Origin of the sequence: Ruoffia sp. FAM 20857 (assembly GCF_045528645.1) — a bacterium.
Classification (GTDB): domain Bacteria; phylum Bacillota; class Bacilli; order Lactobacillales; family Aerococcaceae; genus Ruoffia; species Ruoffia halotolerans.
Genome location: NZ_JBGQRB010000014.1, coordinates 26,831 through 47,153 on the forward strand (window position 1 = coordinate 26,831; position 20,323 = coordinate 47,153).

The following is a 20,323-nucleotide window of genomic DNA, read 5'->3' on the forward strand; positions in this document are numbered from 1 at the left end:
CTACTCTCCTTCTTCGGTAATCTGCCCATCTTCAACATACAAGATTTGTGCATGTTCTAATTGTGTCAGGTTTAACCCTTTAATTGTAGCTGTAGTCAGGAATGTTTGAACTTTCCCTTCAATCTGGCTCATTAATATATGTTGTCGATTATCATCTAATTCAGATAAGACATCATCCAATAGTAAAATTGGATATTCTCCAATCCGATTATTTAGCCATTCAATCTCAGCTAACTTCAAAGATAGGACAATTGTTCTTTGCTGTCCTTGCGATGCGAAGTTTTGTGCATCTTTTTCATTCAATGCAAAATACAAATCATCACGATGCGGCCCATAAGCGGTAACGCCCCGTTCTTTTTCTCTTTCTAGAGAATTCTCATATAAACGATGGAATTGTTGGTCAAGTGTATCTAATTGCTCATAATCTAACTTCGATGTACTGCTCTTATATTCCAAACTCAAAATATCACGTTGATTTGAAAGTGACTTATGAATAGGGCGAGCAAGTTCATCAAGAGCTTCTACAAATTCAATTCGATAAGTAATGATTTCAACCGCTTTTTCGATAAGTTGGTCCGTAATCACATCAAAATAAACTTGATCAAATTGTTTTTTGTAGCCATTCTCTTTTAAATAGCGATTGCGCTGCTTTAAAATGCGATTGTAATCAAGAAGTGCTTGTAGATAAACTGGATGGGATTGACCCAACTCAGAATCTAAAAATTTGCGTCTCAAACTAGGAGAACCTTTGATTAACTGAAGATCCTCCGGTGCGAATAAGACGACATTTAATTTTCCAATAAAATGACTTAGCTTTGCTTGTTCAATATGGTTTACCTTAGCAATTTTACCTTTAAGGCCAAAAGACAGTGACAAAGGAAAGTCATAATTTTTGGTTTCAATTGTTGCTTCAACTTGAGCGTAAGATTCACCCCAACGAATTAACTCATTATCATGGTTGGTCCGATGACTTTTTGCCATGGATAACAAAAAAATCGCCTCAAGGAGATTGGTTTTTCCTTGGGCATTTTCACCAGTTAAAATCGTTAAGCCGTCATTAAATGTTAAGTCAAGCAATTCATAATTACGATAATTTTTTAGTTGTAATTGCTTTACTTTCATTAATCTCTATTTTTAATGAATACTTTTACTTCCTCGTGAGGGAATTCGATGACATCGCCTTCGCGTAATTTACGTCCACGGCGTTGTTCTTCTTCATCATTTACATAGACAAAATATTCACTTAAATACCATTTTGCCATTCCACCACTTTGGATAATATCAGTAATTTTTAAAACTTGACCTAAAGTTACATACTCCGTCGTAATTTCTATTACACGTTCATCCATTTTTTATCACCCAATCAGCATATTTATTCTCTTATATTATACCTTTAAATCGGCTAAACATCAAATTTAATAGCTATTTTTACGTCATTTTAGCTTTTAAATACATTATTAGGTAGAAAAGCTTATTTTTTAACATTTACCCAAAACCGTCTATTTTTTGTATTTATGGAAAATGACCGATTTGGCAACTAATTTTAAAATAATTCTTCACGCTTAGAAAAGTTATGCACATGGGGATAACTTTTCTAAGGGAAACTACTTATTTTCGCAACAGTTCATTATAACTTAGTTGCTCGTTTCAGACAACTTAATAAAAAAAAACTCCTAATCTTACTAACCGCTTGGGCTAGATAAGACAGGAGTTTCATTTCAATATTAGTGCGTACGAATTGGTGTTAATAATTGCAGTAATTCATTGTTAGGTGTTTCACTTTTCTCAAGAGCCGAAATTAATAAAGGACGGACACTTGAAGTAAAGCCAACATTAATGTCGACACCACTAAATGAGCGTAAAGCATCTTTCATATAATCAGGGTTAAATGAAATTTTAATTGGTTCACCTGTGATTGACTTAGCACTGATTGATTCATTCGCGGAACCTAAACTGCTTCCTTGAACAGATAAATCAACGTTGTCCTCCGTAATGTCTAATTGAACGACGTTATTTTTACCTTGATGTGACATTAGACTTGCACGGTCAATCGCATGTAGGAATTGATCTGCGTTTAAGACAATTTCAGTCGTATGTGATGAAGGTAATAAACGATCTGTATCAGGATAATTCCCTTCAAGTAAACGAGAATAGATTGTTAAATTATCAATTAAAAAGATAACTTGTTGTTCTGTCACAATCATTTCAATCATTTGATCATCTTGAACAATCCGTTCTAATTCATTCAATGTTTTCTTAGGTATTGTGATTGCTTCAAAGTTAGCTTGATCCGTTGTAAATTCAACAGGGATTTGGCGACGACTTAGTCGGTGACTATCTGTAGCAACACCTGTAATGTGACCTTCGTTCATCATTAAGTGAACCCCTGTTAAGACAGGACGGCTTTCTTGATTTGATGCTGAGAAGATTGTTTGACTAATTAATTCTTTAAATAATACCGTTGGTAAGTTGATCTTACGATCGGATTCAATCTCAGGTAAGCGAGGGTATGATTGTCCATCTGTACCGTTCAATGAGAAAATCGCTTCTCCTGAAGTAGCTGTTAATATGAATTGCTCATTTGTTTCGATCGTCACTTTAGTTGTAGGTAGTTTTCGTACAATATCATTAAAAATTCTAGCTGTTACAACGATACTACCAGTTTCTTCAATTTCTAAACCTAAAGAATCATCTTGTACTGATAAGAAACTCTCAATAGATATCTCAGCGTCAGAACCAATTAAAGTAATACCTTCTTTTGTCGCTGTAATTTTTATACCAGTTAAAATAGGGATTGTTGCTTTCGAGGGAATTGCTCGAGATACGTCAATTAATTGTGCAGTAAATGCTGCTCTTCCAATAGTAAATTTCATATCGTCACTCCTTATATATATATTATATATTAATAAATAAGTAATAGTAGTAGTAGGGGCTGTTAATTCTGTGCATAATCATCATTGATGCATGAATGTAAGCCAAAATGCTTGTTCGTCAACATGTGCATAAGTCCAGAGTTCAGTCACAACTTATACACATGTTAATAATTTATCTTTGAAGTCTTTGCTTCAATTGATTGATTTCATTCTTCAATTGAATGTCTGTTTCAATCTCATCTGTGATTTTCTCATAGGCATGAATGACGGTTGTATGATTTTTATTTCCAAAGAATTCTCCGATTTTAGGGAAAGACATTTCCGTTAATTCACGTGTTAGATACATCGCTACTTGGCGCGGGAAGACAATATTTTTAGTTCGTTTTTTACCACGAATGTCTTCAGGGGTGATTTGATAATAGCGACTGACGTAATCAATAACTTCATCAGGTGTTAGAGGCTTCGCTTCGCCTTTATTAATGATATTATGTAAGGCAGAGGCAGCAAGTTCGGTATCAATTTCTTTTCCTTGAATGGCTGCATAAGCAATCACTCGCACTAAAGCACCTTCTAATTCACGAATGTTGGTGTCGACGTTATTGGCGATATACGTTAATGTATCAGGGCTCACATCTAATTGCTCACTAGACGCTTTTTTACGAAGAATCGCAATCCGTGTCTCCAAATCCGGTGGAGTAATGTCCGTGGATAAGCCCCATTTAAAGCGACTTATTAAACGTTCTTCCAAATTTGTAATGTTGTTCGGTAGACGATCACTCGTTAGAACAATTTGCTTATTATTATTATAAAGCTCATTAAATGTATGGAAAAACTCTTCTTGAGTTTTATCTTTCTTAGATAAAAACTGAATGTCATCTATTAATAGAACATCAATTTCACGGTACATACTTCTAAACTCTGCTTGTGACCCATCACGAATCGCTGTAATAAAGTCATTCATGAAAGATTCACTGGTAGAGTATTTTATTCTTGCTGAGGGTTGTTTACGTTTAATTTCATTACCAATTGCTTGCATTAAGTGAGTTTTACCTAAACCAACGCCTCCATATATTAATAGAGGATTGTAGGTTTTACCTGGCGAATCAACGACCGCTAAAGCCGCTCCATTAGCCATCTTATTACCTTCACCGATAACAAATGTCTCAAACACGTAATTTGGGTTTAACTGTGATTCTGAGAATTCACCTGTGTCTTCGACCTCAGGTACGACTTTCTTAGCTTGATTCGATTCACGTTGATCTTCAGGTACGATTACAAAAGTCGGTGTATATTCCAAACCATACACTTCAAGACTAAACTGAATGACGTAACCAGATAGATGTCTTTCCCAATAGTTTTTGGTTAGAGCATTTGGTACAGCTAAAGTGATAGTCTGATCTCCAATTCGAGTTGGATAGACTGGTGCAACCCAATTATCGAATGATTGATCGGACAGGCGTTCACTTATATAGTGCTGGCAATCCCTCCAAAATTTTTCTTTTTCTTCCATTAGATTCAATTCCTCTCAATTACCGAAAACAAATTTCACCATATAATTATAAGTAAAATAATTTTAGCATACTATGAGTTTTCCACAAGCTATAAAAACAAAAATAAGTTATGCACTCATGCACATTTGAGTTATCAACAGGTGAAAAAGAACTGTGCATAAGTGAATTAAAATAGAGTTATCAACACCCAGTTGTGGATAAGTTAGTCTCAATACTTGCCTATCTTATCACATTCTAAAAAGTTATGCACTAAATCTGAGTGAAATTATACACACAATAAACACCTTGTTGATATGTTCATAACTCAAAGGAAAACTTGTGGATAAAAAAATATACATTTTAACTTATGCACAAGGTGAAATGAGTTGTGGATAAGTTTGTTTATAAGTTTCATTGTGTATGTTAAAATGTATAACGTAAAATAAAAGCAGATAGAATTTATTTGAAAAAATAATTAATTAATAACTTGACAATCTTCCCTTACTTCTATAAAATATTTGAGTATTGTACACATATTGCATTTAGGAGGTGTATACCATGACAAAAAGAACTTATCAACCAAAGAAACGTAAACGTAGTAGAGTACATGGATTCCGTAAGAGAATGAGTACTAAAAACGGCCGTAATGTTTTAAAAAGACGTCGTCTAAAAGGACGTAAGAAAATATCAGCATAATAATAATGATATTTATTGCAAGCATTCATCTAATTTCGCGAAAAGATCGTTGGATTAGATGAATGCTTGTTTTTTTTGTATTAATATAGTTGAAACGACAGAAACCGTTTTTCTTTTAGTAGAAAATTCGCTATAATGAAAGACAGTGAATGTCAAGAATTTAGATGAATGAGGGAAGTTTGTGAGAAAAGAATATCGTGTAAAAAAAGAATATGAGTTTCAACGGGCATTTCGTGAAGGGGAATCCGTAGCCAATCGGCAGTTAGTGCTTTATGTTTATCCGAAACCTGAACAAGCACATTTTCGTGTCGGATTATCGGTTGGTAAGAAGATTGGGAATGCGGTTGAAAGAAATCAAGTTAAGCGCTACATTCGACAAGCTTTGTTAGAATTAGAGCCTGCGATACAATCAGATATCGATTTTCTTTTGATCGCACGAAAAGATATTCAAACAAAGACTTTCCACGAAGTAAAAAGTTCGATTATTCACGTTATGAATATAGCGGGGATTCTTGATAAAAAGAATCCAATAATAAATAAAAAGTAGGAGGCATCAATGAAAAAATATAATAAATGGCTCAAAGTCTTAGTATTACTAGGTTTTGTAGTTTTTCTGACAGCATGTGGTTCCACACAAGAGGCAGTCAATGCTGAAAGTACTGGTTTATGGGATCGTTATATTATTTATAATTTATCTCAACTGATTCTATGGTTATCTAATTTATTTGGTGGTAGCTATCCTTTAGGTATTGCAGTCTTTACGATAATTATTCGTGCATTATTACTACCATTATTCCAAATGCAAATTAAAACACAGCGCAAAACACAAGAGCTGCAACCGGAATTAGATGCAATTAAAGCTAAATATCCTAACAAAGACCGTGCTTCAATGGAAGCAATGCAAGAAGAGCAACAAGCTTTAATGCAAGACCGCGGTGTAAATCAATTTGCTGGATGTTTACCAATGTTAATTCAACTACCAGTAATGATGGCACTTTATCAAGCAATCTTAAGAACAGAAGAATTACGTCAAAGTAACTTCTTATGGATGAACTTAGGACAACCTGACCCATACTTTGTCTTACCTGTCATTGCTGCTCTATTAACATTTGCAACAACTTACTTCTCAATGAAGAGTAATCCTGTGCAAAATACTATGACGAAAAGTATGACATTTGTTTCACCATTAATGATCTTATTAATTGGTTTCACACTACCAAGTGCCATTGCTTTATACTGGGTAATTTCAAATGCCTTTACACTAGCTCAAACATTTATCTTTAATAATCCATACAAGATTATTGCTGAGCGTGAAGCAAAAGCAGAAGCTGAAAAAGAAAAACAACGAGAATTAAAACGTCAATTACGACGTGCCACTAGTAAAAAGAAATAGAAGTCTCGAAAGGAAGATACGATGTTAGAACACAGTACAACTGTTAGAGCTGAGACGGTTGATAAAGCAATCGAAAAAGGATTAGCCGAACTGAACATCTCACGTTCTGAAGCAGAAATTCATGTTATTAGTGAAGGTAAAAAAGGATTATTTGGTTTTGGTAAGCAAGATGCCATTGTTGAAGTAACAGCGAAAAATGAGTTATCATTATCAGAAATTACTGAACAATTGGAAGAAGAGCAAAAAGTAAAATCAGATACAACAGAGACTCCCGTTGAAGCCGAACCGATGGTTGTTGAAGTTGACGAAGATATTAAAATCACTGAAGTGAAAGAACAACCTAAAGAAAAAGTTGCTCCAAAATCAGAAGTGGTTGAAGCAAAAGCGGTTGAAGAAACTGTGACTGAAGAACCAGTTAAAAAAGAAGTGAAAAAACCTCAACCAAAACCTTCTGTAGAAGCTGAAAAAGAAGTAAAAGCTGAAGCAGTAACTGAATCAAAATCAGATGAAGACGACCAACAAGAGACATTCACAATTGAAGAAGCAAGTCAGAAAGTGGCAGTCTACATTCAAGAAGTGATTCAATCCTACGGTGCGCAAGCTGATGTGGAGTTTGAAATATCACGTTCACAAGTGATGTTTAATATTGAAACGGATAAATCAGGCTTAGTTATTGGTAAGCATGGTAAAATCATTAATTCCCTTCAGATTTTATCGCAAACTTACTTCCAAAGCTTATACCGTCGCCGCACATCTATTCTATTGAATGTGGGTGATTACCGTAATCGTCGCGCAAATGTCCTGAGACAAATTGCTCAACGAACGGCAGATGAAGTATTAGAGACGAAACAAACCGTAATCTTAGATCCTTTACCAGCATATGAACGTAAGCAAATTCACGCACATTTAGCAAGAATTGATCGAATTAAAACACACTCAGAAGGTAAAGAACCAAATCGTTATTTAGTAGTAGAATATAAATAAGTGAATTCACACAAAAAAGCTAGGACTTCGGTCCTAGCTTTTTTATTTGGAGGTGATTTTATTAGTTACACGCTTCATTTGAGAGTAGTAATGCTTGTAAAGTACAGAGAATTTACTTCGTTCACTTTCATTCCAAGGTTTATTTTTACCACAAAAGTGTAAGATAACGGTATTATCCATAATCCAATCATAGGAAATCTCTTTTTGACTCATTATTTCATAAAGAAAAGGTAATCTTGAATCAAAATTATATAATTCATCAGGTAGAGGTAAGACTTGGTCTCCATATAGACCATTTAGTACATCTTGATCGGGCATAAGCAAGAAGTCATGATTTTCCATTATGAAATTATAGATGGTTTCACTTTTCACTTTTTGTCGAATCAAAGCTAAATTCATCAGTAGAACACCGGAATTAAAATAGCTTTTCAATTCACGATTACCTAAGCGTAGACGGTTTATAGTATCCGTTACTTCTAAACGAGTATGGCTAGACGCTGCATAGAGATAATCATTAATATTTTGATTATATAACAAGGATAAATCATTAATACACAAAACATCAGCATCTAAATATAGAATCTTATCAAGATCTGAAGGAAGAAATTCATGGGCTAGCAATCTATAATAGATTGATTCGGGCCATCTTTCACTAGCGGGAGCGTTTTGGAATATATTCTTTCCGATAATAATAGGCTTATATTCCATTTGGAGTTGCTGACAAAATTTATGAATTAACTTGTTATCTTTTAATTCTTCTTTTTGAAGTACATAGACAACATACGATTCTTCTTTTGTATTATTTCTAATGGAAAATAAGGTAGTAAGGAGTGGTTCCGTAAAATTATCAGAAATTGAAAATAATAGATTCATCTTAAAAGCCTCCATTTTTACTGTTGAATCGATTATACCAAAATTAGAGCTAGTTGGATATGAAGGAATAGTTATTATAAAGTTCGATACAATAAGATGCCTTAACATTAAATTTACATAAACTTTACATAGAAAGACCAATCTTTACATAATATTTACGTTAAATTAATATCCACTTTATATGATAAAAGTCGGAAATGAATGCAGGGTTGTTGCGTTTCTAAAATTAATTATAAGGAGGAATTGTATCTTGAATACAATTAAAAAAGTTTTTACATTTATTATTTTAGCCATATTATTTGTGGGTAACTTAGGATTAACTGCAACAGGTGTTTATGCTCAGGAGCCTGTTGAATTAGTTTTCTGGCATGGAATGGGTGGTAATGCTGGTGAAGCATTACAAAGATTAGTTGATGAATTCAATGAATCTCAAGATGGTATTATTGTTAATGCACAATATCAAGGAACTTATGATGAGACGTTAACAAAATTACGCTCATCTGCTTCAGGTTCTGAAGTAGGGGCAGATATTGTACAAGTATTCGAATTAGGAACAACATTCATGATTGATTCAGGTTTAACTGTTCCAGTTCAAGAATTCATTGATTCAAGTGGTTATGATATCTCTCAAATCGAACCTAACTTAGCTGCATACTATACAATTGATGGTCAATTAAACTCTATGCCATTCAACTCTTCAACTCCAATAATGTATTATAACGCTGACATTTTTGAAGCAGCAGGTATTGAAGAAGCACCTAGTTCTTTAGCAGAAATCATTGAAATTTCACCACAATTACAAGAAGCTGGAGCAGCAATGCCAATCTCTCTACAAATCTACGGTTGGTATTTAGAACAATGGTTCTCTAAACAAGAAGAAGATATCTATGACAACGGTAATGGACGTGAAGGCGCGCCAACTGAAACTGTATTCGTTGAAAACGGAGCAATGGAAAAAACTATCTCTAAATGGTTAGAAGGTATGGAAGCCGGAGCAATCCCTAACGTAGGACGTACAGGTGGACAACCTGAATTCGTAGCTGGACAATCAGCAATTACAATTGGTTCTACTGCAAGTTTACGTCAAATCTTAACAGAAGTTGACGGACGTTTTGAAGTAGGTACTGCTTACTTCCCAGGTGTTGACGAAGATGACCAAGGTGGCGTTTCAATCGGTGGAGCTTCATTATGGATGATCGAATCTGTTGACGACGCTAAGAAACAAGCAACTTGGGAATTCATTGAATTCTTAATTTCACCAGAATCACAAGCGAAATGGAACCGTGATACAGGATACTTCCCAATCACAACAGCAACTCACGAAGAGCAAGTATTCTTAGATAACTTAGCTGAGTTCCCGCAATTCCAAACAGCGATTGACCAATTACATGAGTCAACTACTGAATCTCAAGGAGCATTATCTGGTGTGAACCAAGAAGCACGTCAAATTTATGAGAATGAATTAGAAAACTTATTAAATGGTTCAACAGACGCAGCTGGAGCAACTCAATCGATGGCTGATCAAGTAAACGCAGCAATTGAAAACTACAACGCAGCTAACCAATAATATTCTTTAATATAAGAACGATTCAATAGGAGACAATTACTTAATCTTAGTTTAAAAACTAAGAAGTGGTTGTATCCTATTGTAATTTTATAGAAGTACATTTAATCATTAACATAAATTTAAAGGTTGGGAATATACTGTTGACGTCGTATACCCAGCTTTTATTTTTTAGAAAAGAAAGACAAGGAGACAAGTATGGAACAAGCAAAAATCATTAAAGAAGAGCGCTCTTTATTTGATCGAATAAAAGGTTATGGCTATTTATTACCTGCTATCATAGTTTTAGGTGTGTTCATGTTTTGGCCATTCATTCAGACGCTTTATAGAAGTTTATTCCTAACGAATAATTTAGGGGAGAATGCAAAGTTTCTTGGTTTAGGTAACTATCAAGAGTTATTAACTAGTAGTAGTTTCTGGAATAGTGTGCTGGTAACGTTAAACTTTGTATTAATTGTTGTAGGTGTTGGAGTAGTTATTGGGTTCTTAACTGCTCTATTGTGTCAGAAAACATTCCCAGGCATTAAATTTTTCAGTGCAAGTTATGCAATGCCTATGGCAATAGCATCTGCAGGAATGGCGATGATTTTTCAAGTGATGCTAAATCCAACCGTAGGTATTGTTAACCGTTTATTTGGTACATTTACTAACTATTTAGCGAATCCAGACTATGCTCTTCTCGCAGTAGGTATTCTAACTGGTTGGTTAAACAGTGGAATGAATTTTCTTTATTTCAGTTCAGGTTTAGCAAGTATTGATGAATCATTATATGAAAGTGGGTCAATTGATGGAGCGAATGGTTTTCAGAAATTTATATTCATCACACTCCCTTCTTTAAAGCCAACGTTATTCTTCGTTATTGTGACGAATGTCATTAATGCTTTCCAAGGTTTCGGGCAGATTAATATCTTAACAAAAGGTGGTCCAGGACAATCTACGAACGTAATTGTTTACGATATCTACCGAAATGCTTTTATGAATTACCGTTATGGATTTGCTTCAGCGGAGTCTGTTGTATTATTCATTATTGTAATGATACTTACAGTGATTATGTTCAAATTTAGAAAGGGGGCAAATAGCTAATGCAAGCACCAATAAATGCTACTGATAAAAGATATATTCGACGCCGAAAATTAGGGAGATTTGCCTTAATCGTATTAAATGTTATTGCCTGGTTAATTATTATGTTCCCATTAATTTATGCATTTTTAATGGCGATAAAACCATCAGGTGAATTATATGATCCGAATAGTGTGTTATTCCCTCAAAACCCAACATTAACAAACTTTGTTGATGTATTTGATATTGCACCCATCGGTCGCTATATTATGAACTCGCTAATTGTAGCTGTTTCAATTACTTTATTGCAGATAACAACTTCAATCTTAGCAGCCTTTGCTTTTAGATTTTTGAATTTTAAGGGGAAAGGCATTATCTATGGCCTCATCTTATCGACAATGATGATTCCTGGAGAAGCCGTTATTATTTCACAATTTTTAATGGTTTCAGGCTGGGGATTAACTGATTCAATCACTGTATTGATAATTCCTTTTATTGTTTCAGCCTTCAATATATTCTTATGTGTGCAAGCACTAGAAAACTTCCCATATGAGATTTATGAGTCAGCTAAAATAGATGGCTGTAGTGACTTCCGATTTGCTTTTTCAATGGTCTTACCATTAATTAAACCAACAATTGGTGCTATGGCAGTTCAATCATTCCTAGCGGGATGGAACATGTATATGTGGCCGTTATTAGTGACGAATGATGATTCGAACCGAACAGTTCAAATTGGTATTAGTATGCTAAATAGTGTGGATTCACAATCATTAGTTCTAATGGTTGCAGGTGTTGTGATCTGTATGATTCCAAGTTTAGTGATATTCATTGTAGGTCAACGTAATATGGTTAAAGGCTTGACTTCAGGGGCAGTTAAAGGTTAATTCCAATGTTAAGGAGAAGGAAATAATATGGCAAAATTACAATTAAAAAAAGTAGCAAAAGTTTATGAGGATAGCTATAAAGCTGTTAAAAACATTGATTTAGATATTGAAGATAAAGAGTTTATTGTATTAGTAGGACCTTCAGGATGTGGAAAATCTACGACGTTACGTATGATTGCAGGACTTGAAGGAATATCAGAAGGTGAAATGTATATTGGTGATACATTAGTCAATAATATCCCACCAAAAGAACGTGATATCGCAATGGTATTCCAATCCTATGCACTTTACCCACATATGACTGTTCGCGATAATGTTGCATTCGCTATGCGAATGGCAGGGGTTAATAAAACAGACCGTTATAAACGAGTAGATGAAGTTGCGAGTATCTTGCAATTAACAGACCTACTAGACAAAAAACCAGCGCCTTATCAGGCGGACAACGTCAACGTGTGGCTTTAGGACGTGCGATGGTAAGAAATCCTAAAGTATTCTTATTAGATGAGCCTTTATCTAACTTAGACGCTAAATTACGTGTGACAATGCGTTCTGAGATTGTGAGTTTACACCGTAAATTAGAAACAACTTTCGTCTATGTAACGCATGATCAAACTGAAGCCATGACAATGGGGACGCGTATTGCAGTCATGAGTGTTGGAAATGTAGAACAATTTGATACGCCAGCAAATCTTTACTATAATCCAGTTAATGTTTTCGTTGCTGAGTTTATCGGTAGTCCACAAATGAATATGATTCATGGTAAAATAATCAAAGAAAATGATATTATTTATTTCCGAACAGTAGAAAATAAAATTCGTTTACCACATGAAATTGTTGATCGACTAACGGTTGAAGCGACGGGACAAGATGTATTATTAGGGATTCGCCCTGAAAATATCAATTATGCTGACAATCTAGAAGAGAGCAATGTCATAATAGCCAAGGCCAAAAACGTCGAACAAGTTGGTTCAGATACCTTTGTCTACTTTGACTTACAAGCAACGGCTCGTGAAAGTGCGGCACGTTTTAATCCACCACGGATGATACCATTAGGAGCAGATATTCCACTTACGATGGATTTAACAAAAGTCATGTTATTTGATAAGAGTAATAAGCGAGCTATTTTAACCCCACGATCTTTGGAAGGAGTTTTTTAATATATGAGTATGATTATTGCACATAGAGGCTATAGCGGGAAATATCCAGAGAATACGATGCTCGCCTTTGAAAAGGCATATGAGTATGGTGCAGATGGAATTGAATTAGATATTCAATTAACGAAAGACAGCAAAATTGTTATCTGTCATGATGAGGAAATTGATCGAACATCCAATGGAAAAGGCTTCATTCGAGATTATACATTGGCTGAATTACGCGAATTTGAATTCCGTAATAATATGTATGATTTAGAGGATGAGACCGAAGACAATATCAAAATTCCTACTTTAGATGAATTTTTAAATTGGTTAAAAACGACAGAACTCATGGTGAATATTGAATTTAAAACTTCCATCGTAGAATATAAGGGCATTGTTGTAAAAGCCATTGAATTAGTTAAAGAAAGAGAACTTGAAGATCGCGTGATTTTCTCGTCATTTAATCATAATACGATTAAAGAAGTAAAAGAATTAGATATCTCTTTAAGATGTGGCTTCTTAACGGTGGCAAATATATTAGATCCTGGTGCATACTGTCAGGCACATCAAGTAGAATATTACCATCCTGCTTATGTATCACTTTTGCATACACCAGAAATTATGAATGAGTGTCAGGAACAAGGAATTAAAATTAACGCTTATACGGTAAATGAGCCAAAGCACATTCAAATATTATTAGATTTAAATATAAGTAGTATCATTACTAATAAAATCGAAGAAGCTATTCAATTAAAACACTAATTAAACATCTTTCAACATTAATTTGTTGGAAGATTTTTTTGTGTAAAGCTTGATATAACAGTAAAATCTTTTAAATATAAAATATAATATTAAAATTAATTCATATAGCGAGACAAAAGCATTGCTTATTAAACGCTTTCATTATATAATATAAGGTGTAAACAAGTTGTATAGACAAGTAAAAGGAGGATGAACATGGCAAATTTTGAAAAAGATGCTAAAGCCTTATTGGAGCATATTGGTGGATCCGATAATATTAATGCTGCAACGCACTGTGCGACACGTATGCGTTTCGCGTTAAAAGATCCAAGTGAAGCGGATATTCAAGCAATTGAGGCTATACCATCTGTAAAAGGAAGTTTTACGCAAGCAGGTCAATTTCAAGTCATTATTGGTAATAACGTGTCAGAATTTTATAAAGACTTTGCGGCGATTTCTGGCGTATCAGAAGCTTCAAAAGCAGATGTAAAACAAGCATCAGAAACAAACCAATCATGGTGGCAAAGAGCAATGACGTTCTTAGCTGAAATTTTCGCACCGATTATTCCAGCTATTATCGTAGGGGGACTTATCTTAGGTTTCCGTAATATTTTAGAAGGTGTTGCGTGGGAAGGTTTAGGCGGACAAACAATTGCAGAATCATCTGTATTCTGGAACGGGATTAATCATTTCTTATGGTTACCGGGTGAGGCAATATTCCACTTCTTACCGGTAGGTATTACTTGGGCAGTGACACGTAAGATGGGTACAACACAGATTCTAGGTATTGTACTAGGACTTACATTAGTATCACCTCAATTACTGAATGCCTATGGAGCAGCAGATGCATTAGCTACAGGTGAAGTACCACAATGGGACTTTGGTTTTGTTCAATTAGATATGATTGGTTACCAAGCACAAGTTGTACCAGCGATGTTAGCGGGTCTGTCATTAGGTTACTTAGAAAAATTCTGGCGTCGTGTCGTTCCAGAAATGGTATCAATGATTTTTGTTCCATTTCTATCACTATTACCAGCAGTCATTCTTGCACATACGGTGCTTGGACCAATTGGTTGGTGGATTGGTGACGGAATTTCAACAATTGTTCTGGCTGGATTATCAGGACCATTAAAATCATTATTCGGTTTCTTATTCGGAGCACTCTACTCTCCATTAGTTATTACTGGCTTGCATCACATGTCAAATGCGATCGATTCACAATTAATCGCAGATACTGGTACAACAGGTCTGTGGCCAATGATTGCTTTATCTAATATTGCTCAAGGTTCAGCTGTAATGGGTGTATGGTGGTTAACGCGTAAAGACGCAGATGAGTCTCAAATTACGATTCCATCAGCAGTATCATCATTCTTAGGTGTTACAGAGCCAGCGATGTTTGGGGTAACATTGAAATATATTTATCCATTTATTGCAGCGATGTTAGGATCAGGAATTGCCGGCTTTATTTCAACAACATTTAACGTTCAATCGAATGCGATTGGTGTTGGTGGATTACCTGGTTTCCTAGTTATTCATATCGATTCACAAATGTGGTTCTGGATTGCGATGGCAGTAGCATTAGTGGTGCCATTTGTTCTAACACTTGTCTTTAATAAAGTTGGTTTCTTACAGGATGCTGGATTAAACTTCGATATCCCATTCTTTAACAACAAATCAGAGAAGAAAGCATAAGCAAGTTTATATTTACAATAGAAGCAGCAAGTTAATCCTAACTTGCTGCTCTTTTATTACAGGAGGAACTTAAGAATGAAATTATCAAAACGTGTAATGTATCAAATCTATCCAAAATCATTTCAAGATACAACAGGTGATGGTTATGGAGATTTACAAGGAATAATAAAAAGATTAGATTACTTAAAAGAGCTTGGTATTGATATGATTTGGTCAAGTCCATTCTATCCTTCACCGCAATATGACAATGGTTATGATGTGAGTGATTATACGGGAATCAATCCAGATTATGGGACAATGGAAGACTTCGATGAGTTAATGGAAGAGCTTCAAAAGCGTGGGATTGATTTAATGATGGATATGGTATTTAACCATGTATCAACGGAACATGAGTGGTTCCAAAAAGCTTTAGCAGGGGATCAATATTATCAAGATTTCTTCTACTTAGAACCAGCTAAAGAAGACGGATCGTTGCCAACCAATTGGGATTCTAAATTTGGTGGACCGGCTTGGGAGAAATTCGGCGATACTGATTTATATTATTTACACTTATATGACGTGCACCAAGCAGATTTAAATTGGTACAATCCAAATGTGCGTGAAGAATTGCAGAAAGTCTTAAACTTTTGGTTAGATAAAGGGGTCAAAGGCTTCCGATTTGATGTACTCAATGTGATTGGGAAAGAATTACCTTTTGTTGATAGTGAAGAACCAGGTTCAGCTCAAGAAAAGTCATTGTATACCGATACACCAATCGTTCATCAGTGGGTAAAAGAATTAAATAAAGCCTCTTTTGGGACACGTGAAGATATTGTCACTGTCGGGGAAATGTCATCGACAAACATACCCAATGGTGTTCGTTACACGAATCCGGCTGAAGAAGAGTTAAGTATGATATTTAATTTCCATCATCTAAAAGTGGATTATGAAAATGGAGAAAAATGGAGCAATCCAGACTTTGATTTCTTGGAATTAAAACGAATTTTAGATGAATGGCAAACTGGAATGTCAGATGGTGACGGATGGAATGCGTTATTCTTAAGTAATCATGACCAACCGCGTGCGAATAGTCGTTTTGGCGATGTTGAGAACTATCCGTTTGAAACAGCGACAATGTTAGCTCAAACCATTCAATTCTTACGAGGAACACCATATATTTATCAAGGTGAAGAAATTGGAATGACCAATCCTAATTATACGTCGATTGAAGAATACAATGATATCGAAACTCATAACAATTACCAAATTCTCTTAGACAAAGGTGTCTCAGAAGCGGAAGCTCTTGAAATTATTCAAGCGAAATCACGTGATAATGGTCGTACACCAGTTCAATGGGATGACAGTGATCACGCAGGCTTTACAACGGGCAATCCTTGGTTAAATGTCGCACCGAATTATAAAGAAGTAAATGCCACTAATGAATTAGCGAATGGTCAAATCTTTTCATATTATCAAGAATTAATTAAGCTACGTCGTGAATACGATGTGATAAGTGATGGGACTTACCGTGGGTTATTATTAGATCATCCAGAAGTAATGGCTTATGTGCGTGAATTAGAAGATGAGAAGTTATTAGTCTTCAGTCATTTCTATCCAGGTGAAGTTACAGTGACTTTACCAGATGAATTCAAAGGCCTATCGGCTAAGAAACTAATTGGTAATGGCACATTAGAAGAAATGTCTGATTCAATCACGTTGAACGCCTACGAAACAGTGGCATTTTTAATAAAATAATAGACAAAAGTGAGGAGGGAATCTATGACAGAACGTGAAAAAATGTTAAATGGTGAATGGTATGATGCAAATTATGACCAAGAACTTATCGAAGAAAGAAGAAAAGCACAAGCCTTGTGTTTTCAATTAAATCAAACCTCACCTTTAGAAGAAGAAAAACGACAAGATATTCAGGAAAGATTATTTCAACAAAAGTTAGACAACGTAGGAATCTCAAGTCCATTAACCTGTGATTATGGGTCACTTACCCAATTAGGGCATGACGTATTTGTTAATAGTAATGTTTACTTCATGGATGGTGGTGGCATTACAATTGGAAATAATGTCTTTATCGGTCCTAACACTGGTTTCTATACAGCTGCTCATCCATTGGATTATCCAAGTCGTAATATTGGGCTTGAGAAAGCTTCACCGATTGTCGTCGGAAATAATGTTTGGATTGGTGCCCATGTTGCAGTTATGCCAGGAGTAGAAATTGGTGACGGGTGTGTGATTGGAGCTGGAAGTGTTGTGACACGTGATATTCCAGCTAATTCATTAGTTATGGGTTCGCCTGCGCGCATTGTTAGAGAAATCGATCAAACAGATCAAATAAAAGATAAATAAATTTATGAGGTAAGAGTGAATCACTGTCATAGGTTGATTCGCTCTTATTTTATGTTTATTACTACAGATAATAAGCTGTTTCATTTTTTATTATAACTGTTATAGTTTATTCTTTGGAAACTTAATGAAAGCATATTTTTATTGATATTTTTTAAATTAAAACTGTTGCAAATAGTTATGAAGGGTGTTATCATATTCATAATGAGACATAGCCAATGTGTCTCAGAATAAACAGCATATACTTTTCCTTAAGGAAACATTCCCTTATAACAGATATATCGATAACGAGTCTGTTCAAATATTAGAAGCCCCCCAAACCTCTCATATTTTATACAAATATCGTTATCCATCTACCACAGAACTTCTAAGAGTTCTGTTTTTTTATTGCACAAAAAAAGCTGTTAACTTAGAGTTAGACAGCTTTTTCTATATAATTATTTATTACGTACTGTTTGTAAAGCTTCTGACCAGCTAACAACATCGTTTAACATATTATTTATCGAATCTGTATGGTAATCAGCAGGTTTAAACGTGCTCATTTGTTCGAAGTCGGTGTTCATACTGAATGTTACTTGAGGACCAACAACAGCAACTTTTAAGTTACCTAACATTGGACGCATCATCACACTTGCGCTAATTCCTAATTGTCCACCGTATGACACAATTCCAGCTGCTTTGTGGAAGAATTCACTTGCTAAGTAATCAATCGCATCTTTTAAGCCACCCGTTACAGCTTTATTGTATTCTGGTGTAACAAAGATAAAGCCATCTAATTCTTTCACTTTATCAGACCATCTCTTAACGTTAGGATTTGGACGATCATCTGTTGCAATAGGAGGAATAACCTCGTCAAAGCGTGGAAGATCAAACTCTTTAATATCCACTAATTCGAATTCTGCGTTATTATTATGCGCTTTTGCAAATTCTAAAATCCATTCTGCCACTTGTAAATTAACACGTGAGTTACGTGTACTACCTGTAATAATACCAATTTTAACCATATGATAGCCTCCTAATAATTTTAATAACCTAACAATTCTAGCTTAAGTATGAGATTTTTACAAACGAATATGTTAATAAATGAATATAAACTTTATTACTATAAAATTATCTAGTAAATTCCTCACAACACTCTACTCAACGAAGAAGACTATGCTATAATGAAATTAATATTTTGAGGAGACGAATGTGAATACTTATGAAATTAAAACAACTTATTTTAAGCTCACTCGCTTTCTTGCTCGTCGGATGTGCAAGTGAACCAATGATTACCTTAAGCGAAGAGAACCAAAGTATTATTGAAGAGAAACGTCAAAGTCTAGAAGGCAACCAAACAGAAGATGAAAGTGCAGAAGGTGAGGACACTCAAAGCCAAGAACCTGATGAAGCAAGTAACAGTCAGATCCTAACAAGCTTCGATACGAGTGATTGGGTCGCTTTAGAAGAGACCGTTCAGTTAAATATTGAAGATTACTTACCAAACGTTATGTATCAAATTAAGCAATATAGTAATGGGGAGACGTCACGTGTAGACTACCCTGACTTCGTGGACCAAACATTGAACATGATGCAAGTGGAAACACGTATAACAGATCAAGCGCCCATCGTGAATATCTTTAGTTGGGGAAATTCACAAATCACTCGCCTAGAAGAAAGTTCAGAAATGAATCCATATGTGAACCATCTAAAAGGGATGGCTAACCAAGCGACTCAGGAATCTGAGCTCTTGCTACAAGCACCCCTGCAAGTTGGTACAAGTTGGCAACGTGATGCAACGACAACAAGTGAGATTACTGCGATCTATAGCCAAGCAACGATAAGAGATCTGGAGTTAGAGAATGTGATTGAAGTTACTTCAACACTTGAATCAGGTACTTTAGTCGAATATTATGCACAAAATGAAGGTGTCGTAGCGACCGTCGAAGCAGACGAAGCAGGTACGGTGACGCAAGTATGGCAAGCACAAGCAATCTATCATGAGAACCGTATTATCAATAATGTTGAAGTGATGTTGCCGACAACGGATGATGCGATGGTTGAGCCTGGGCAAGCAGCATTCTCGTGGCAAACGAACGGGAATTTCGCAAGTGCTTTTGATAGTATGTTTAAAGAGATGGGCATTTTAGATGATACGATTACAGTCCAAGCGGTCACTTTAAATGAAGGAGTTGTCATCATTGACTTCTCACCTGGGGTAGTAGCTGTATTGAATAGTCATGAAGCTTCAGAACAAGCAGTGATTGCTTCAATTGTAACGACATTAGGGAATTTCTTTAATACGGATCAAGTACGTTTAACAGTGAATAATAGTGGTATGTTACCAGATACGCTTGAATACCCTACGAATGGTATCTATCAAGTGAGTACAATAACGACTCCTTTAGAGACAGTCGATGCTTCAGTTGAATCAAGTGAGTCAACATTGAACGCTTCGTCAATGGATGAATCTGCAACTACAGATGAAAGTCAAACCTCTGTTGTCAAATCAAATGCAACACTATTGTTATTCAAAAGACATACCCCATTAGACTTTTAGGTATAGGGTTTCCCCCATGGGGGAAATGTCGCTTTTCGATTCTTTTATAACTCAAGTCTTTA

The 20,323-nt window shown here is 35.3% G+C and carries 19 protein-coding genes and 1 pseudogene; 14 read left to right on the top strand and 6 right to left on the bottom strand.

All coding sequences use genetic code 11. The features are described 5' to 3' along the window. The 4 genes from recF to dnaA all read right to left on the bottom strand — a co-directional run bounded on the left by recF (nt 1) and on the right by dnaA (nt 4,383). A complete protein-coding gene (gene recF / locus ACEN4N_RS04780) occupies nt 1-1,122 on the bottom strand; it encodes a DNA replication/repair protein RecF (RefSeq protein ID WP_407089867.1) in 1,122 nt (373 codons plus the stop codon). Continuing rightward, nucleotides 1,122-1,349: a S4 domain-containing protein YaaA gene (yaaA, locus tag ACEN4N_RS04785; protein WP_138403764.1), complete on the bottom strand. Its 228-nt coding sequence runs from the start codon at nt 1,347-1,349 to the stop codon at nt 1,122-1,124. The genes recF and yaaA overlap by 1 nt, the downstream gene beginning before the upstream one ends. A 375-nt stretch (nt 1,350-1,724) precedes the next feature. Then, the gene (dnaN, locus tag ACEN4N_RS04790; protein WP_407089866.1) at nt 1,725-2,873 is read right to left on the bottom strand and encodes a DNA polymerase III subunit beta; all 1,149 of its coding nucleotides are present in this window, start codon (nt 2,871-2,873) and stop codon (nt 1,725-1,727) included. A 172-nt stretch (nt 2,874-3,045) separates the two neighbouring features. After that, nucleotides 3,046-4,383, bottom strand: coding sequence for a chromosomal replication initiator protein DnaA (gene dnaA / locus ACEN4N_RS04795; RefSeq protein ID WP_407089865.1), 1,338 nt, complete (start codon nt 4,381-4,383; stop codon nt 3,046-3,048). A gap of 538 nt (nt 4,384-4,921) precedes the next feature. On the opposite strand from dnaA, the gene rpmH reads away from it, so the two are divergent. The 4 genes from rpmH (at nt 4,922) to jag (ending at nt 7,436) form a co-directional block, all read left to right on the top strand. Next, a complete protein-coding gene (rpmH, locus tag ACEN4N_RS04800) occupies nt 4,922-5,059 on the top strand; it encodes a 50S ribosomal protein L34 (RefSeq protein ID WP_138403767.1) in 138 nt (45 codons plus the stop codon). 181 nt (nt 5,060-5,240) lie between these two features. Beyond that, nucleotides 5,241-5,606, top strand: coding sequence for a ribonuclease P protein component (gene rnpA / locus ACEN4N_RS04805; RefSeq protein ID WP_218930368.1), 366 nt, complete (start codon nt 5,241-5,243; stop codon nt 5,604-5,606). 9 nt (nt 5,607-5,615) lie between these two features. Further along, entirely contained in the window at nt 5,616-6,452 is an 837-nt protein-coding gene (gene yidC / locus ACEN4N_RS04810; protein WP_407089864.1) for a membrane protein insertase YidC, read from the top strand. 21 nt (nt 6,453-6,473) lie between these two features. Continuing rightward, nucleotides 6,474-7,436, top strand: coding sequence for an RNA-binding cell elongation regulator Jag/EloR (gene jag, locus ACEN4N_RS04815; RefSeq protein WP_407093784.1), 963 nt, complete (start codon nt 6,474-6,476; stop codon nt 7,434-7,436). Nucleotides 7,437-7,478: 42 nt separating this feature from the next. On the opposite strand, the gene ACEN4N_RS04820 is transcribed toward jag, so the two are convergent. Continuing rightward, a complete protein-coding gene (locus ACEN4N_RS04820; RefSeq protein WP_407089861.1) occupies nt 7,479-8,324 on the bottom strand; it encodes a glycosyltransferase family 8 protein in 846 nt (281 codons plus the stop codon). Nucleotides 8,325-8,559: 235 nt separating this feature from the next. Between ACEN4N_RS04820 and ACEN4N_RS04825 the strand changes: the two genes are divergently transcribed. The 9 genes and pseudogenes from ACEN4N_RS04825 (at nt 8,560) to ACEN4N_RS04865 (ending at nt 17,725) form a co-directional block, all read left to right on the top strand. Next, complete coding sequence (locus ACEN4N_RS04825) at nt 8,560-9,876, top strand: ABC transporter substrate-binding protein (RefSeq protein WP_407089860.1); 1,317 nt, start codon at nt 8,560-8,562, stop codon at nt 9,874-9,876. A 195-nt stretch (nt 9,877-10,071) separates the two neighbouring features. After that, nucleotides 10,072-10,956, top strand: coding sequence for a carbohydrate ABC transporter permease (locus tag ACEN4N_RS04830; protein ID WP_138403773.1), 885 nt, complete (start codon nt 10,072-10,074; stop codon nt 10,954-10,956). Continuing rightward, nucleotides 10,956-11,816 carry a carbohydrate ABC transporter permease gene (locus ACEN4N_RS04835; protein WP_407089859.1) on the top strand — a complete coding sequence of 287 codons (861 nt, stop codon included), beginning with the start codon at nt 10,956-10,958 and terminating at the stop codon, nt 11,814-11,816. The genes ACEN4N_RS04830 and ACEN4N_RS04835 overlap by 1 nt, the downstream gene beginning before the upstream one ends. A gap of 27 nt (nt 11,817-11,843) precedes the next feature. Next, nucleotides 11,844-12,268, top strand: a pseudogene (locus tag ACEN4N_RS04840) (ABC transporter ATP-binding protein); the annotation flags it as partial. Continuing rightward, complete coding sequence (locus tag ACEN4N_RS04845; RefSeq protein WP_407093787.1) at nt 12,269-12,973, top strand: ABC transporter ATP-binding protein; 705 nt, start codon at nt 12,269-12,271, stop codon at nt 12,971-12,973. 3 nt (nt 12,974-12,976) lie between these two features. Then, complete coding sequence (locus ACEN4N_RS04850) at nt 12,977-13,714, top strand: glycerophosphodiester phosphodiesterase (RefSeq protein ID WP_407089858.1); 738 nt, start codon at nt 12,977-12,979, stop codon at nt 13,712-13,714. A 195-nt stretch (nt 13,715-13,909) separates the two neighbouring features. Beyond that, entirely contained in the window at nt 13,910-15,385 is a 1,476-nt protein-coding gene (treP, locus tag ACEN4N_RS04855) for a PTS system trehalose-specific EIIBC component (RefSeq protein WP_407089857.1), read from the top strand. Nucleotides 15,386-15,460: 75 nt separating this feature from the next. Continuing rightward, entirely contained in the window at nt 15,461-17,119 is a 1,659-nt protein-coding gene (gene treC, locus ACEN4N_RS04860) for an alpha,alpha-phosphotrehalase (RefSeq protein ID WP_407089856.1), read from the top strand. A 24-nt stretch (nt 17,120-17,143) separates the two neighbouring features. Then, nucleotides 17,144-17,725 (top strand): sugar O-acetyltransferase, encoded by a 582-nt coding sequence (locus ACEN4N_RS04865; RefSeq protein WP_407089855.1) that lies wholly within the window; start codon nt 17,144-17,146, stop codon nt 17,723-17,725. A 434-nt stretch (nt 17,726-18,159) separates the two neighbouring features. Here the strand turns inward: ACEN4N_RS04865 and ACEN4N_RS04870 are convergent, their stop codons facing one another. Further along, nucleotides 18,160-18,726, bottom strand: coding sequence for an NADPH-dependent FMN reductase (locus ACEN4N_RS04870; protein ID WP_138403784.1), 567 nt, complete (start codon nt 18,724-18,726; stop codon nt 18,160-18,162). Nucleotides 18,727-18,923: 197 nt separating this feature from the next. On the opposite strand from ACEN4N_RS04870, the gene ACEN4N_RS04875 reads away from it, so the two are divergent. Beyond that, nucleotides 18,924-20,261: a GerMN domain-containing protein gene (locus ACEN4N_RS04875; RefSeq protein WP_407093785.1), complete on the top strand. Its 1,338-nt coding sequence runs from the start codon at nt 18,924-18,926 to the stop codon at nt 20,259-20,261. Nucleotides 20,262-20,323: the final 62 nt, after the last annotated feature.

What these genes read in the sequence shown, in the direction of transcription:
- recF (WP_407089867.1), bottom strand. Translation starts at nt 1,122, where the DNA reads ATGAAAGTAAAGCAATTACAACTAAAAAATTATCGTAATTATGAATTG.
- yaaA (WP_138403764.1), bottom strand. Translation starts at nt 1,349, where the DNA reads ATGGATGAACGTGTAATAGAAATTACGACGGAGTATGTAACTTTAGGT.
- ACEN4N_RS04830 (WP_138403773.1), top strand. Translation starts at nt 10,072, where the DNA reads ATGGAACAAGCAAAAATCATTAAAGAAGAGCGCTCTTTATTTGATCGA.
- yidC (WP_407089864.1), top strand. Translation starts at nt 5,616, where the DNA reads ATGAAAAAATATAATAAATGGCTCAAAGTCTTAGTATTACTAGGTTTT.
- ACEN4N_RS04870 (WP_138403784.1), bottom strand. Translation starts at nt 18,726, where the DNA reads ATGGTTAAAATTGGTATTATTACAGGTAGTACACGTAACTCACGTGTT.
- ACEN4N_RS04820 (WP_407089861.1), bottom strand. Translation starts at nt 8,324, where the DNA reads ATGGAGGCTTTTAAGATGAATCTATTATTTTCAATTTCTGATAATTTT.
- treP (WP_407089857.1), top strand. Translation starts at nt 13,910, where the DNA reads ATGGCAAATTTTGAAAAAGATGCTAAAGCCTTATTGGAGCATATTGGT.
- ACEN4N_RS04865 (WP_407089855.1), top strand. Translation starts at nt 17,144, where the DNA reads ATGACAGAACGTGAAAAAATGTTAAATGGTGAATGGTATGATGCAAAT.
- jag (WP_407093784.1), top strand. Translation starts at nt 6,474, where the DNA reads ATGTTAGAACACAGTACAACTGTTAGAGCTGAGACGGTTGATAAAGCA.
- dnaA (WP_407089865.1), bottom strand. Translation starts at nt 4,383, where the DNA reads ATGGAAGAAAAAGAAAAATTTTGGAGGGATTGCCAGCACTATATAAGT.
- ACEN4N_RS04835 (WP_407089859.1), top strand. Translation starts at nt 10,956, where the DNA reads ATGCAAGCACCAATAAATGCTACTGATAAAAGATATATTCGACGCCGA.
- dnaN (WP_407089866.1), bottom strand. Translation starts at nt 2,873, where the DNA reads ATGAAATTTACTATTGGAAGAGCAGCATTTACTGCACAATTAATTGAC.
- ACEN4N_RS04875 (WP_407093785.1), top strand. Translation starts at nt 18,924, where the DNA reads ATGAAATTAAAACAACTTATTTTAAGCTCACTCGCTTTCTTGCTCGTC.
- treC (WP_407089856.1), top strand. Translation starts at nt 15,461, where the DNA reads ATGAAATTATCAAAACGTGTAATGTATCAAATCTATCCAAAATCATTT.
- ACEN4N_RS04850 (WP_407089858.1), top strand. Translation starts at nt 12,977, where the DNA reads ATGAGTATGATTATTGCACATAGAGGCTATAGCGGGAAATATCCAGAG.
- rpmH (WP_138403767.1), top strand. Translation starts at nt 4,922, where the DNA reads ATGACAAAAAGAACTTATCAACCAAAGAAACGTAAACGTAGTAGAGTA.